This is a genomic window from Glutamicibacter protophormiae (assembly GCF_016894325.1).
In the GTDB taxonomy this organism is placed as follows: domain Bacteria; phylum Actinomycetota; class Actinomycetes; order Actinomycetales; family Micrococcaceae; genus Glutamicibacter; species Glutamicibacter protophormiae.
Genome location: NZ_CP069806.1, coordinates 2,447,787 through 2,460,698 on the forward strand (window position 1 = coordinate 2,447,787; position 12,912 = coordinate 2,460,698).

Below are 12,912 nucleotides of genomic sequence, written 5' to 3' on the forward strand. Positions count from 1 at the left end.
GCCGCGCTCCGCGTCAACCTTGGGGACGGTATTTAAGAACAGTTTGATAACAACTTGGTGTGACCTGACCGAAGAGTCGCGTAGCGCGCGTCACATCGAGTAATGTCAAGATCATGAAAAGCGATCATCAGGCTCAAGCTTCTTCTGATGGCCCCATTGTCCGTCTGGCTGGGGTCAACAAGCACTACGGTGCACTGCACGTCTTGAATGACATCAATTTGGATGTCGTCAAGGGCGAGGTCGTTGTGATCCTGGGTCCCTCGGGCTCCGGCAAGTCGACCCTGTGCCGCGCCATCAATCGTCTGGAGACGATCGATGACGGCACCATCGCCATCGACGGGAAGAAACTCCCCGAAGAAGGCAAGGCGCTGGCCCGACTCCGGGCCGATGTCGGCATGGTGTTCCAGTCCTTCAACCTCTTCGCGCACAAGACCATTCTTGAGAACGTGACCCTCGGACCCATCAAGGTCAAGGGCATGAAGAAGTCCGAAGCGGACAAGCTGGCCATGCAGCTGCTCGAGCGCGTCGGCGTCGCCAACCAGGCAGCCAAGCTGCCCGCGCAGCTCTCCGGCGGCCAGCAGCAGCGTGTAGCCATCGCGCGCGCCTTGGCCATGCGGCCCAAGGTGATGCTGTTCGACGAACCGACCAGTGCGCTGGACCCGGAAATGATCAACGAGGTCCTGGACACCATGATCTCGCTGGCCCGCGAAGGAATGACCATGCTCGTGGTGACCCACGAGATGGGCTTCGCCCGCAAGGCCGCGGACCGCGTGATTTTCATGGCCGACGGGCAGATCGTCGAGCAGGCCACCCCGGAAGAATTCTTCACCAATCCCAAGAGTGCGCGGGCCAAGGATTTCCTCGGCAAGCTCATCACGAATCACTAGCTCTCATCACCCACTCACCAGGAGGAACAATGCGGAAAAATCGTTTTGGCGCAATTGCTGCAATGGCGGCTGTCGCGGCTCTGACCCTGACCGCCTGCGGCGGCTCTGACAACGCCGGCGACGGAGAAGGCGACAAGGTTCGCATCGGCATCAAGTTCGACCAGCCGGGCCTCGGCTTCCAGGACGGCAGCACCTACACCGGCTTCGACGTCGATGTCGCCAAGTACGTGGCCAACGAACTGGGCTACACCGAGGACAAGATCGAATTCGTCTCGGCTCCGTCGGCCAACCGCGAAACCCTGCTGGAGACCAACCAGGTCGACATGATCTTCGCGACCTACACCATCAACGACAAGCGCAAGGAACGCGTCGGGTTCGCCGGCCCGTACTTCATCGCCGGACAGGACCTGCTGGTCCGCGCCGACGACAGCTCGATCACCGGCAAGGAATCCCTGGACGGCAAGAAGCTGTGCTCGGTCACCGGCTCGACCTCGGCCGAAAACGTCAAGAAGGACGTACCCGGGGTGAGCTTGGTTGAACAGCAGGGCTACGCCGACTGCCTTGGCCTGCTGGAGACCGGCAGCATCGACGCCATCACCACCGATGACATCATCCTCGCCGGCTTGGCCGCGACCTCTGCCAACAAGGGCAAGTTCAAGGTTGTCGGCAAGCCATTCTCCGAAGAACCGTACGGCGTGGGTCTGAACAAGACCAACGACAAGTGCGAAAAGATCAACACCGCAATCAAGAAGATGATCGATTCCGGTGAATGGCAGAAGGCCCTGGATAAGAACACCGAAGGCACCGGCTACAAGCCATCGGCGCTGAATCCTCCGACCAAGTTCGAAGCCTGCAGCTAGCACCTAGCTCGTTCCACGACTGGCGGTGCTGCACCTGGACCTAGACGTTCGCGTGCGGCACCGCCAGTTACCAGCTCATCCATCTACCAAGGAGAACAAGCCGTGCAAGGCTATTTAAGTCTTTGGGATGAATACGGTGCGCGCATCATGGAGTCCTTCTGGACCAACCTGCAGCTCACCTTCTGGGCGTTTATAGCCTGCGCAATCCTGGGCACGATTCTCGCGATCATGCGAATTTCGCCAATCCCCAGCCTGAGAGCATTCGGCACCGCCTACGTAAACATCTTCCGAAATACCCCGCTGACCATCATCATGACCTTCGGCGTCCTGGTTCTGTTCGGCGTTTTCCAGCTCCAGCTGTCCAGTGATTTCAATTTCAACTTCTTCCAGATCGCCATCATCGGCCTGACCATCTACCACGCTGCGTTCTTCTGCGAAGCTATCCGCTCCGGAGTGAACACCGTCCCGCTGGGCCAGGCCGAAGCCGCCCGAGCCATCGGCTTGGGCTTCCTGCCGGCAGCGCGGCTGGTCATCCTCCCGCAGGCATTCCGCGGGGCCATCGTCCCCATGGGCAACGTGCTTATCGCGCTGATCAAGAACACCACGGTGGCCTTGGCCGGCTCCGTAGCCGAGATCTCGGGCCTCATGAAGACCATGATCGAGTACCGGGCCGATCTGGGAGTGCTGATCTTCCTGACCGTCGCCCTCATGTTCGTGGTCATCGTGGTGCCGATCGGCATGCTGGTCACCTGGCTGTCCAAGAAGCTGGCGGTGGCACGATGAGCGCGCCAAAGCAGTCAGTCCTCTTCGACGCCCCGGGGCCCAAGGCCAAGCGCCGCATCCTGCTGCTCAACATCCTCGGTGTGCTCGCCCTCCTGGGCCTGCTCGCTTACTTGGCCATTGGCCTGAACTCCGCAGGCCAGCTGGCACCGGAGAAGTGGAATGTCTTCCTCAAGGGCGGCGTCTGGAGCAACTTCATCCTGCCGGGTCTGCTCAAGACCCTGCAGGCGGCCGCGATCTCCATCGTGACCTCGTTGCTCTTCGGCTTCATCTTCGGCATGGGGCGCCTGTCCCATAACAAGGTGATCGACTGGGTCAGCACGATCATCGTCGAGTTCTTCCGTGCGGTTCCGGTGCTGCTCATGATGCTGTTCCTGTGGATCATGCTCGCCCGCTCCGGCTGGGTGCAACCGCAGGATTCGCCGTTCTACGCGGTGGTCATCGGCCTGACCCTGTACAACGGCTCGGTCATCGCCGAGCTGATCCGCTCGGGTGTGCACGGCCTGCCCCGCGGCCAGCGCGAGGCCGGCATCGCCATCGGCCTGACCCGCGGCCAGAGCCTGCGGCTGATCGAGATCCCGCAGGCGTTGACCGCGATGCTGCCGGCCTTGATCAGCCAGTTCATCGTGATCCTGAAGGACTCCGCACTGGGCTACATCATCAACTTCAACGAGCTGCTGTTCAACGGCAAGCTGGTGGGTACCGGCAACTCGAACATGTTCCAGTCGCTGGTCATCGTTGCGGCGATCTTCATCATCCTGAACTTCGCCCTGTCCAAGCTCGCCTCGGTGGTCTCCTCGCGGCTCAGCTCGCGCGGCCAGATCTAGCAGGCAGCAACCAAAAGACCTCGGGTCCCGTTCCACCATGGAACGGGACCCGAGGTCTTTTGGCGCCGTGCAGGGACTAGCTGAGCCAGGAGCGCAGCGAAGCCAGGCAGTCGCGGATCGCCTGCTGCGGGACGTGCTCGTCATCCGAGTGCGCCAGCAGTGCATCGCCGGGGCCGAAGTTCACGGCCGGGATGCCGAGCGCCGAGAAGCGGGCCACATCGGTCCATCCGTACTTCGGCTTGGGCTCCTGTCCCAGGATCGAAATCAGCTCGGCGGCGATCTCCTGGTCAAGCCCCGGGCGGGCTCCGTTGGAACCGTCGGTGCGTTCGATGTCGAAGCCCTCGAACAGCTCGAGCACCACGGCTTCGGCCTGCTCCAGGGTCTTGTCCGGGGCGAAGCGGTAGTTCACCTCGACCTCGCAGTAATCAGGGATGACATTGCCTGCCACTCCCCCGGTGATGCGCACCGCATTCATGCCTTCGCGGAATTCCAGGCCTTCCACGTTAATGGTCTGCGGCTGGTACTCGGCCAAGCGGCGCAGCACTTCGGAGGCGTCGTGGATCGCGTTGTGGCCCATCCAGGCGCGGGCCGAATGCGCGGCGGTGCCGTGGGTGCGGATCACGAAGCGGCTGGTGCCGTTGCAGCCGCCCTCCACGGTGCCGTTGGTGGGTTCGAGCAGGATCGCGAAGTCGGCGGCCAGCAGCTCAGGGCTGTTGCGGGCCAACCGTCCCAGACCGGACTTGGATGCGGCGACTTCCTCGTGGTCGTAGAAGATGTAGGTGACATCGTGCTTCGGATCGGTGAGCTCGGCGGCCAGAGCGAGCTGCACGGCGACTCCGCCCTTCATGTCGGTGGCGCCGCGACCGTAGAGCACCCCGTCGATGACCTGGCCGGGCACGGTGCCCTTGGCGCCCGCGGTGCGGGGCAAGGGCACGGTGTCCAGGTGCCCGGCCAGCACGACCCGGCGGTCGCGGCCCAGGGCGGTGCGGGCGACGATTGAGTCCCCGTCGCGATGCACCTGGAGGTGGTCGAGTTCCAGCAGGGCAGCGTGCACCTTGTCGGCCAGTTCTTGCTCGTTGCCGGAGACCGAATTGATGTTCATGAGCTCTTCGGTCAGCACTGCGACGTCCTGCCGCAGGTCTAGGTCGTTCATGGTATTCATGGTCCTACAATCATCGCTTCACTAGCTTGTCATCTAACAACGTTACCTTTAGCATCAGCGTTACGATCAGTGTATGACTTCAGAACCTGTGACCTCATCCAGCGAATCTTCCGTACGATTGGCATCCGGCCACGGCCTTGCCACCATTGCCGCCGACGGCACCGTCCTGGACGTGTGGTACCCGGCACCTACGCTCGGTGAACTCGCAGCAGCAGAACAGCTGGCCGGCGAACTGGCCGCCGCCGCGGCCGACGACTCCGCCCGCGGCACCACCCAGGAAGTCGTGTCCTTGACCATCAACCTGGACGTCGCCCCGGCGGACACTGCCGATGTGTGGCTGCGCCTGCACCTGCTTTCGCACCGTCTGGTACAGCCGAACACCATCAACCTGGACGGCATCTTCGGCCATCTGGCCAACGTCGTGTGGACCAACTTCGGCCCGTGCCAGGTCGAGAACTTCGAGATGACCCGGCTGAAGCTGCGCAGCCGCGGCAACGTCGATGTCTACGGCGTGGACAAGTTCCCGCGCATGGTCGACTACGTCATGCCTTCCGGGGTGCGCATCGCCGACGCTGACCGCGTCCGCCTCGGCGCCCATCTGGCCGCCGGCACCACCGTGATGCACGAGGGCTTCGTGAACTTCAACGCCGGCACCCTGGGCGCTTCCATGGTCGAGGGCCGCATTTCCGCGTCAGTGGTGGTCGGCGACGGCTCGGACGTGGGCGGCGGCGCTTCGATCATGGGCACCCTCTCCGGCGGAGGCAAGGAACGCATCGTGATCGGCGAACGGGTCCTGCTGGGCGCCAACGCGGGCGTGGGCATTTCGATCGGCGACGACTCGGTGGTGGAAGCCGGCTTGTACGTCACCGCAGGCACCCGTGTCGCACTGGGCGAAAAGACCGTCAAGGCCTTGGAACTGTCCGGTGTGCCGAACCTGCTCTTCCGCCGCAACTCGATTTCCGGCGCCGTCGAGGCATTGCCGCGCGCAGGCCAGACGGTGGAACTGAACGACGCGCTGCACGCCAACTAGGCCGAAGCGGCACCAAATGTCGAGGCCGGAGAACCCCTATGGGTTCTCCGGCCTCTTTTCCCCTGCAGCGCACTCCGCTAGATCGGAAAGATAATGGTGAGCATGGGCTGGATGAACCCCCGGAAGGCCTTGGAGTCGCGCAGGAGCACCGAACTTGCCAGGATCGTGGATCCGCCGGTCAGCCAGGCCCGCGGTTCCTTCAATGGCACCTCGATCACGCTGATCTGTTTTTCCACCGCATCCGCCGCGTGCTCTATTCCGCGTTCGATCAGCAGCTGCTCAATCTCGTCCATGCGGTCCGGGATGTAATCCCGGCTTCTCCGTTCGAAGTCCTCGGTATGCTGGTGGGCGAAAAGCGTTGCCTGTCCGTAATGCGGCCGAGCCAGCCGGGCCAATTCGGGATATCCGTTGTCCTCAAGCCACTCCAAAAGGTTTGCGGGAACCGGGACCGCAACTTCCGGCGCCGTGTCATGGGTGGTCAGCGAGTCCCACCACGAACCCCATTCCTGCTTGATCTGCCCGTGCACTGAATGCGGGCCGGTACGTTCCTTGACATCCGGTTCGAGCCGGCAATTCGGGCCGACTTCCGCGGGATTCACGCCTGCCAGCTCCCGCAGATACAGCGCCATCAGCAGATGGGGATCCGTATATATGGTCAGCGACCAATTGTTTCCGCGACGAAAATACATCCAAACCACCTGACATGCCGACGTGTTGAAAGCATCCCCTTCACCCCACAATACGCCTGAACTCGGGGTTAAAACAGCGTTGGGCCGGGACTCCGCAATCTGCGGAGTCCCGGCCCAACGGCTGGGTACAAGCTACCTGGCGATCTTAGACACCCGGGTAGTTGCGGGCGGTCTCGCCCATGTACAGCTGGCGCGGGCGCCCGATCTTGGTTTCTGGATCGCTGATCATTTCGCGCCACTGGGCAATCCAGCCCGGCAGGCGGCCGATGGCGAACAGCACGGTGAACATCTTCTCAGGGAAGCCCATCGCGGTGTAGATCAGACCCGTGTAGAAGTCCACGTTCGGGTAGAGCTTGCGCGAGATGAAGTAGTCGTCGTTCAACGCCTTCTCTTCAAGGCTCATCGCGATGTCCAGCAGCTCGTTGTTGCCCTGCTTGGCCAGCAGGTCGTGAGCGGTCTTCTTGATGATCTTGGCGCGCGGATCGTAGTTCTTGTATACGCGGTGGCCGAAGCCCATCAGGCGGACGCCGTCTTCCTTGTTCTTGACCTTCTCCATGAAGGTCTCAGGAGCGATGCCCTGGGCCTTGATGTCGCGCAGCATGCGCAGCACTGCCTCGTTGGCGCCGCCGTGGGCAGGGCCGGACAGGGCGTGGATGCCTGCGGAGACCGAAGCGAACAGGTTGGCGTCCGAGGAGCCGACCAGGCGAACGGTGGAGGTCGAGCAGTTCTGCTCGTGGTCTGCGTGCAGGATCAGCAGCAGGTCAAGTGCCTTGACCATTTCCGGATCCAGCTCGTAGGGCTCGGCGGCGGTGCCGAAGCACAGGCGCAGGAAGTTCTCGACCATGTTCATCGAGTTGTCCGGGTACAGCAGTGCCTGTCCGATGGACTTCTTGTGGGCGTAAGCCGCCAGCACCGGCAGCTTGGCCAGCAGGCGCAGGGTCGAACGCTCAACCTGCTCGTTGTCCGACGGATCCAGCGAGTCCTGGTACCAGGTCGACAGAGCCGAAACGGCGGAGGACAGCACCGGCATCGGGTGTGCATCGCGCGGGAAGCCGCCGAAGAAGCCCTTGAGCTCCTCGTGCAGCAAGGTGTGGCGGCGCAGGCTGCCGTCGAACTTGGCCAGCTGCTCAGGGGTCGGCAGTTCGCCATTGATCAGCAGGTAGGAGACCTCGGTGAAGCTTGAGTGCTCGGCCAGCTGCTCGATCGGGTATCCGCGGTAGCGCAGAATGCCGGCATCGCCGTCGATGTAAGTAATTGCCGACTTGGTAGCCGCGGTGTTCATGAAGCCAGGATCGTAAGTGACGTTACCAGTGGTCTTCAAAAGTGGTGCTACGTTGAATCCGTTGTTTCCCTCGGATGCCGGGATAACCGGCAGTTCGAGGTTGGATCCGTTGAATTGTAGCTGTGCAGACGTCGTGTCTGTCATTGCATCTCCTAACCGGAAAGCGTGTAGTTCCGAAAGGTCAGTCGTCATCCTAGAACATACCGTGATATGTCCCCATAGCGCTAATCAGAGTGTCATCTTCAGCGGTTGACGGAAGAATTCAAGCGCTCAACGGCTGCGGCGATCCTCTCGTCGCTGGCCGTCAAGGCAACGCGCACGTGCTTCTCGCCGGCCGTGCCGTAGAAAACCCCGGGGCCGGCGACAATTCCCAGCTCTGCAAGGCGATTAATGGTCTCGAAGCTCGGGCGTCCCTCGGTGCACCACAGGTACAAACCTGCCACCGAATCCTCGATCTGCAGCCCGAAGTTCCGCAGTGCCGGGGCCAGTGCTTCGCGGCGCGCCCGATAGACGTCGTATTGCACCCTGACATGCTCTTCATCGTTCAGGGCCACGACCATGGCGTGCTGGATCGGTCCCGGGACGATCATCCCGGCATGCTTGCGGCCATTGACCAGCGCAGGCATGAGGTTCGGCGCACCGGCGATGAAGGCAGCGCGGTAGCCGGCGAGATTCGACTGCTTGGACAGCGAATACAGGGCGAATAAATCGTCGAGGTTGCCGCCGTTAACGCGCGGGTCCAGGATGCTCGGCACCTGGTCCCTGACCTCGCCCCACCCCAGTTCGGCGTAGCACTCGTCCGAGGCGACCACGGCGCCCAGCTCGCGGGCCTGCCGGACGATTTCCGCCAGGGACTGCACGTCCCGGACCTTGCCGGTCGGGTTGCCCGGGGAGTTCACCCAAATGAGCTTGACCTTGGCTCGCTGCTCATCGGTGAGCTGCGACAGTTCGTCAGCCGCGATAGGCGTGGCGCCCACCAGCTGAGCTCCGATGTCATAGGTCGGGTAGGCGATCTGCGGGCGCACCACGATGTCACCGGCGCCGAGGCCGAGGAACAACGGCAGCCAGGCCACCATTTCCTTGGAACCCACGGTCGGCATGACGTCGTCCACACCGAGCCCAGTCACATTGCGGCGACGGGCGAACCAGTCGACGATGGCCTGGCGGACCTCGGCGGTTCCGTGGGTCGTCGGATAGCCGTGGGAATTCGAGGCGGCGGCCAGCGCGTCCTGGATGTTCTGCGGAGTGTCGTCGATCGGCGTACCGATGGACAGGTCCACGACCCCGCCTGGGTGTTGTGCCGCCAGTTCGCGGTACGGTGCGAGCTGGTTCCAGGGGTAATCGGGGAGCTGAAGCATGAAGAAAAACCTAGCCTTGGTTCTGTGGTGGCAGTGCGCCGATCAGCGGGTGGTCGGTGCCCGTATTTCCAATCTTAGCGGCGCCGCCCGGCGAGCCAAGCTCGTCGAAAAATTCGACATTGGCCTTGTAATAGTCGGCCCACTCGTCCGGCACGTCGTCTTCGTAGTAGATGGCTTCCACCGGGCACACCGGTTCGCAAGCACCGCAGTCGACGCACTCGTCCGGGTGGATGTAAAGCGAACGGTCGCCTTCGTAAATGCAATCAACCGGGCATTCTTCGACGCACGCCTTGTCTTTAACGTCGACGCACGGCTGAGCGATGATGTAAGTCACGGGAGCTGCGACCTTTCCTTGCGCAAAGTGGTTTCAACATGAGCCTGCAGGATCACAAACTGCTGATTGATTCCCAGACAAGCTCAAACTACAGTCTAGTCCTGTTGCCAAGACAACCAAGACCCCCTCGTTCACCTGTGACGTAACCGACGATTCACATTTCGGCTAGCATCGCGGTAGATGAATTATTTTTACGGACAGTGACCTCAAAATGCTGAATTTCGCCGAGTTGACCACCGAAGACCGTATTGTGCTGCGCTACCGGCTCGATGCCCAGACCGGCGCCGGACAGTCCCTGACCGACGTCTTGGGCACCGTGCAGCAGGTCACTGATTCCGCGGTCGTGCTGCAGACCCGCACCGGGCCGGTGACGGTGCAGCGGTCCGCCATTACCCATGCCAAACGCGTCCCGCCGGCCCCCGTTCGCCGCGGCCGCGCACCCCGGAATCCGGAGGCCTGATTCCTACTCTCAGTGCTGCCGCGGGCGCCCCGCGCAGCGGCAAGGCGCATGCTGCACGGCTGAGCGGCCCCCTTTCCAGACGGCGGGGCGACGAATAACCACCGCCGTCGCGGCGCGGCGCGCCGGCAGCACACGATGCGCGACATGTGATTTGAAACTGCCAATCACTGAACGATTTTCGCGTATGCTGGCATCATGCCAACCGATGAACTTGTCCAGGCCCGTGCCCGTGCCCTCAGCTCCCCGCTGAGGCTGCGAATCCTGCGCTTGTGCCTGCATGAGTCGCGGACCAACAAGGAAATCGCGGACATCCTCGAACTGAACCCCGCAACCTCGCTGCACCATGTGCGCACGCTGGTCAGCAACGGCTTCCTGGAAGCCGAAGAGCCGCGCAAAGGCAACCGCGGGGCCAAGGAAGTCCCCTACCGCAGCACCAAGCTGTCCTGGGGCACCCGGATCCCGGATGCCGCACCTTTGCTGGTGGACACGTTTCTGCAGGAAATCAATGGGCTCTCGCCCCAGGAGATGCAGGTTGTCCGTGTGGGGCTGAAGCTCGGCGAAGACTCCCAGAAGGAAATGATGGCCCGGCTGCGCGCGGTCATCGAGGACTACGCGATGCGCGAGCCGGAAGAAGACGGCGTGCCGACCTCGCTGTTCCTTGCCCACCACCTCGACCTGACGGGCAACGGCCGCTCAGAAGACTAGGCAGGCATTGCCGCCCAAAGAAAAAAGGTGTTCCCCCCGAAGGAGGAACACCATTTTTTATGCCGTGCGGTCGGCTGTGCGGTTGGTCTTGCGCAGCACCCGCAGCGCGCTCATCAGGGCGATGACCGCCGGGATGACCATGCCGTACATCCACAGCAGCGACGCGAGCGTCGGGCCCGGCAGGAACTTGAAGTATCCCGCGCTGAGCAACAGCTGGTCGTTGCCGACGTAGGAGATCACGCCCACGGTCACGTAGCAGCCGATGAAGGCCACAGCGCCGGACCATAGCTTGCCGGAGGCCACCGTGGCCCAATAGACCAGGAGCCCCAGCAGCAGCCAGGCCACGGCGACACCCCAGATGATCGGAGTGTCGCCCGCGTAGAACAGCGACGCGTGGATGCCGGTGCCGAACAGGCCGGCCGCGAGGGCGGCAACCACCGCGCGCCACAGGGCGCCGAGGTTGCCGCCGCTGGCAGGGCGTTTATTAGACGCGGGCGCGGGCACGGGTTGCCTTGGCGCGATCGTTCGCGTTCAGCAGCACCTTGCGGATGCGGATGGCCTCGGGGGTCACCTCGACGCACTCGTCTTCGCGGGCGAATTCGAGCGATTCCTCCAGGGTCAGGGTCTGCGGCGGGGTCAGGTTCTCGAAGGTGTCCGAGGAAGCGGCACGCATGTTGGTGAGCTTCTTTTCCTTGGTGATGTTCACGTCCATGTCATCGGCGCGCGAGTTCTCACCAACGATCATGCCCTCGTAGACCTCTTCGGTCGGCTTCACGAAGAAGCTCATGCGCTCCTGCAGGTTGATCATGGCGAACGGAGTCACCACGCCGGCACGGTCGGCGATGATCGAGCCATTGATGCGGTACTCGATCGGGCCGGCCCATGGCTCGTAGCCTTCGGCCAGCGAGGCGGCGATGCCCGAACCGCGGGTTTCGGTCATGAAGCGGGTGCGGAAGCCGATCAGGCCGCGGGCCGGAACCATGAATTCCATGCGGACCCAGCCGGTGCCGTGGTTGGCCATGTTGGTCATGCGGCCCTTGCGCGAAGCCATGAGCTGGGTGATGGCGCCCAGGTACTCCTCAGGCACGTCGATGGTCATGTGCTCCATCGGTTCGTGGACCTTGCCGTCGATCATCTTGGTGACAACCTGCGGCTTGCCCACGGTCAGCTCGAAGCCTTCGCGGCGCATCTGCTCCACCAGGATGGCCAGGGCGAGTTCGCCACGGCCCTGGACTTCCCAGGCGTCCGGTCGCTCGGTTGGGAGGATGTTCAGCGAAACGTTGCCGATCAGTTCCTTGTCCAGGCGGTCCTTGACCTGGCGCGCGGTGACCTTGGCGCCCTTGACCTTGCCGGCTAGCGGCGAGGTGTTGATGCCGATGGTCATGGAGATTGCCGGCGGGTCAACGGTGATCAGCGGCAGCGGCTTCGGGTTTTCCAGGTCGGTGAGGGTCTCGCCGATCATGATGTCCTCGATGCCGGCGACGGCGACGATCTCGCCCGGGCCGGCTTCTTCGGCTGGAACGCGGGTCAGGCCCTTGGTGGCCAGCAGCTCGGTGATCTTGACCTGCTTCTGGGTGCCGTCCTGGCGGGCCCAGGCAACCTGCTGGCCCTTGCGCAGGGTGCCGTTGAAGATGCGCAGCAGTGCCAGGCGGCCGAGGAACGGCGACGCGTCCAGGTTGGTCACGTGGGCCTGCAGGACTTCGCCCTCGGTGTAGGTCGGGGCGGGGACGTGCTTGATGATGGTCTCGAACAGCGGCTCGAGGTCCTCGTTGTCCGGCAGCGAGCCATCGGCTGGCTGGTTCATCGAGGCGTAGCCGGCCTTGCCCGAGGCGAAGACGACGGGGACGTTCAAGATGGCGTCCAGATCCAGATCCGGTGCTTCGTCGGCCAGGTCGGAGGCCAGGCCCAGCAGCAGGTCCATGGAGTCGGAGATGACGCCGTCGATGCGGGCATCCGGGCGGTCGGTCTTGTTGACCACGATGATCACCGGCAGGTTCGCGGCCAGCGCCTTGCGCAGCACGAAGCGGGTCTGCGGCAGCGGGCCCTCGGAGGCATCCACCAGCAGCACCACGCCGTCGACCATGGACAGGCCGCGCTCGACCTCTCCGCCGAAGTCGGCGTGGCCGGGGGTGTCGATGATGTTCATGGTCATCTGCTTGCCCTGGGCGGCCGGGCCGCTGTAGAACACGGTGGTGTTCTTGGCGAGGATGGTGATGCCCTTCTCGCGTTCCAGCTCGCCCGAGTCCATCACGCGGTCTTCGGTTTCACCGTGGCTGTCGAAAGCGCCGGTCTGCTGAAGCATTGCGTTGACCATGGTGGTCTTGCCGTGGTCAACGTGCGCAACGATTGCTACGTTGCGCAGTTCTTCGCGGCTCGTGATGTTATCTGACATGCGTGAAGGCTCACTTCTGCTCGAGTTAAGGGTCAATGGAGTCGGGGCCAAGGTCGACCCAGCTATTTATTCTACGCTCTCAAGGCAAGCCAACCGGGGATCTGTGTCAAAACATACAGAAATAAGCACGCAACATCCGGATGAAC

At 62.8% G+C, this 12,912-nt stretch carries 14 protein-coding genes; 7 read left to right on the forward strand and 7 right to left on the reverse strand.

Annotated elements, in window-relative coordinates:
- The first annotated feature begins 113 nt into the window (after positions 1 to 113).
- From JQN66_RS11340 to JQN66_RS11355, 4 genes are all read left to right on the forward strand, one after another.
- Positions 114 to 887, forward strand: a complete 774-nt coding sequence (locus JQN66_RS11340; RefSeq protein ID WP_338029206.1) for an amino acid ABC transporter ATP-binding protein — start codon at positions 114 to 116, stop codon at positions 885 to 887.
- A 29-nt stretch (positions 888 to 916) separates the two neighbouring features.
- Positions 917 to 1,747 carry a glutamate ABC transporter substrate-binding protein gene (locus tag JQN66_RS11345; protein ID WP_204675059.1) on the forward strand — a complete coding sequence of 277 codons (831 nt, stop codon included), beginning with the start codon at positions 917 to 919 and terminating at the stop codon, positions 1,745 to 1,747.
- 102 nt (positions 1,748 to 1,849) lie between these two features.
- Positions 1,850 to 2,530: an amino acid ABC transporter permease gene (locus JQN66_RS11350; RefSeq protein ID WP_188946581.1), complete on the forward strand. Its 681-nt coding sequence runs from the start codon at positions 1,850 to 1,852 to the stop codon at positions 2,528 to 2,530.
- A complete protein-coding gene (locus tag JQN66_RS11355; protein ID WP_188946580.1) occupies positions 2,527 to 3,354 on the forward strand; it encodes an amino acid ABC transporter permease in 828 nt (275 codons plus the stop codon). Before JQN66_RS11350 ends, JQN66_RS11355 begins: the two co-directional genes overlap by 4 nt.
- A gap of 76 nt (positions 3,355 to 3,430) precedes the next feature.
- Here JQN66_RS11355 and dapE read toward each other — a convergent pair whose 3' ends face one another.
- Positions 3,431 to 4,507 carry a succinyl-diaminopimelate desuccinylase gene (gene dapE, locus JQN66_RS11360; RefSeq protein ID WP_204675061.1) on the reverse strand — a complete coding sequence of 359 codons (1,077 nt, stop codon included), beginning with the start codon at positions 4,505 to 4,507 and terminating at the stop codon, positions 3,431 to 3,433.
- An 82-nt stretch (positions 4,508 to 4,589) separates the two neighbouring features.
- On the opposite strand from dapE, the gene dapD reads away from it, so the two are divergent.
- On the forward strand, positions 4,590 to 5,546 hold the full coding sequence (dapD, locus tag JQN66_RS11365) for a 2,3,4,5-tetrahydropyridine-2,6-dicarboxylate N-succinyltransferase (RefSeq protein WP_204675063.1): 957 nt from the start codon (positions 4,590 to 4,592) through the stop codon (positions 5,544 to 5,546).
- Between the two features lie 77 nt (positions 5,547 to 5,623).
- On the opposite strand, the gene JQN66_RS11370 is transcribed toward dapD, so the two are convergent.
- The 4 genes from JQN66_RS11370 to fdxA all read right to left on the reverse strand — a co-directional run bounded on the left by JQN66_RS11370 (position 5,624) and on the right by fdxA (position 9,209).
- The gene (locus JQN66_RS11370) at positions 5,624 to 6,235 is read right to left on the reverse strand and encodes a hypothetical protein (protein WP_204675065.1); all 612 of its coding nucleotides are present in this window, start codon (positions 6,233 to 6,235) and stop codon (positions 5,624 to 5,626) included.
- A 145-nt stretch (positions 6,236 to 6,380) separates the two neighbouring features.
- Positions 6,381 to 7,661, reverse strand: a complete 1,281-nt coding sequence (locus tag JQN66_RS11375) for a citrate synthase (RefSeq protein WP_204675067.1) — start codon at positions 7,659 to 7,661, stop codon at positions 6,381 to 6,383.
- 98 nt (positions 7,662 to 7,759) lie between these two features.
- A complete protein-coding gene (gene dapC / locus JQN66_RS11380) occupies positions 7,760 to 8,875 on the reverse strand; it encodes a succinyldiaminopimelate transaminase (protein WP_204675069.1) in 1,116 nt (371 codons plus the stop codon).
- Positions 8,876 to 8,885: 10 nt separating this feature from the next.
- Positions 8,886 to 9,209 (reverse strand): ferredoxin, encoded by a 324-nt coding sequence (gene fdxA / locus JQN66_RS11385; RefSeq protein WP_047119573.1) that lies wholly within the window; start codon positions 9,207 to 9,209, stop codon positions 8,886 to 8,888.
- 211 nt (positions 9,210 to 9,420) lie between these two features.
- Here fdxA and JQN66_RS11390 point away from each other — a divergent pair, with 211 nt between their 5' ends.
- Both JQN66_RS11390 and JQN66_RS11395 read left to right on the forward strand, forming a co-directional pair.
- A complete protein-coding gene (locus JQN66_RS11390; RefSeq protein ID WP_204675071.1) occupies positions 9,421 to 9,669 on the forward strand; it encodes a putative acetyltransferase in 249 nt (82 codons plus the stop codon).
- A gap of 195 nt (positions 9,670 to 9,864) precedes the next feature.
- Complete coding sequence (locus JQN66_RS11395; protein WP_204675073.1) at positions 9,865 to 10,374, forward strand: helix-turn-helix domain-containing protein; 510 nt, start codon at positions 9,865 to 9,867, stop codon at positions 10,372 to 10,374.
- A 57-nt stretch (positions 10,375 to 10,431) separates the two neighbouring features.
- On the opposite strand, the gene JQN66_RS11400 is transcribed toward JQN66_RS11395, so the two are convergent.
- Together JQN66_RS11400 and typA are read right to left on the reverse strand one after the other, a co-directional pair.
- Positions 10,432 to 10,878, reverse strand: coding sequence for a hypothetical protein (locus JQN66_RS11400; RefSeq protein WP_204675075.1), 447 nt, complete (start codon positions 10,876 to 10,878; stop codon positions 10,432 to 10,434).
- A complete protein-coding gene (gene typA, locus JQN66_RS11405) occupies positions 10,859 to 12,766 on the reverse strand; it encodes a translational GTPase TypA (protein ID WP_188946571.1) in 1,908 nt (635 codons plus the stop codon). Before typA ends, JQN66_RS11400 begins: the two co-directional genes overlap by 20 nt.
- Positions 12,767 to 12,912: the final 146 nt, after the last annotated feature.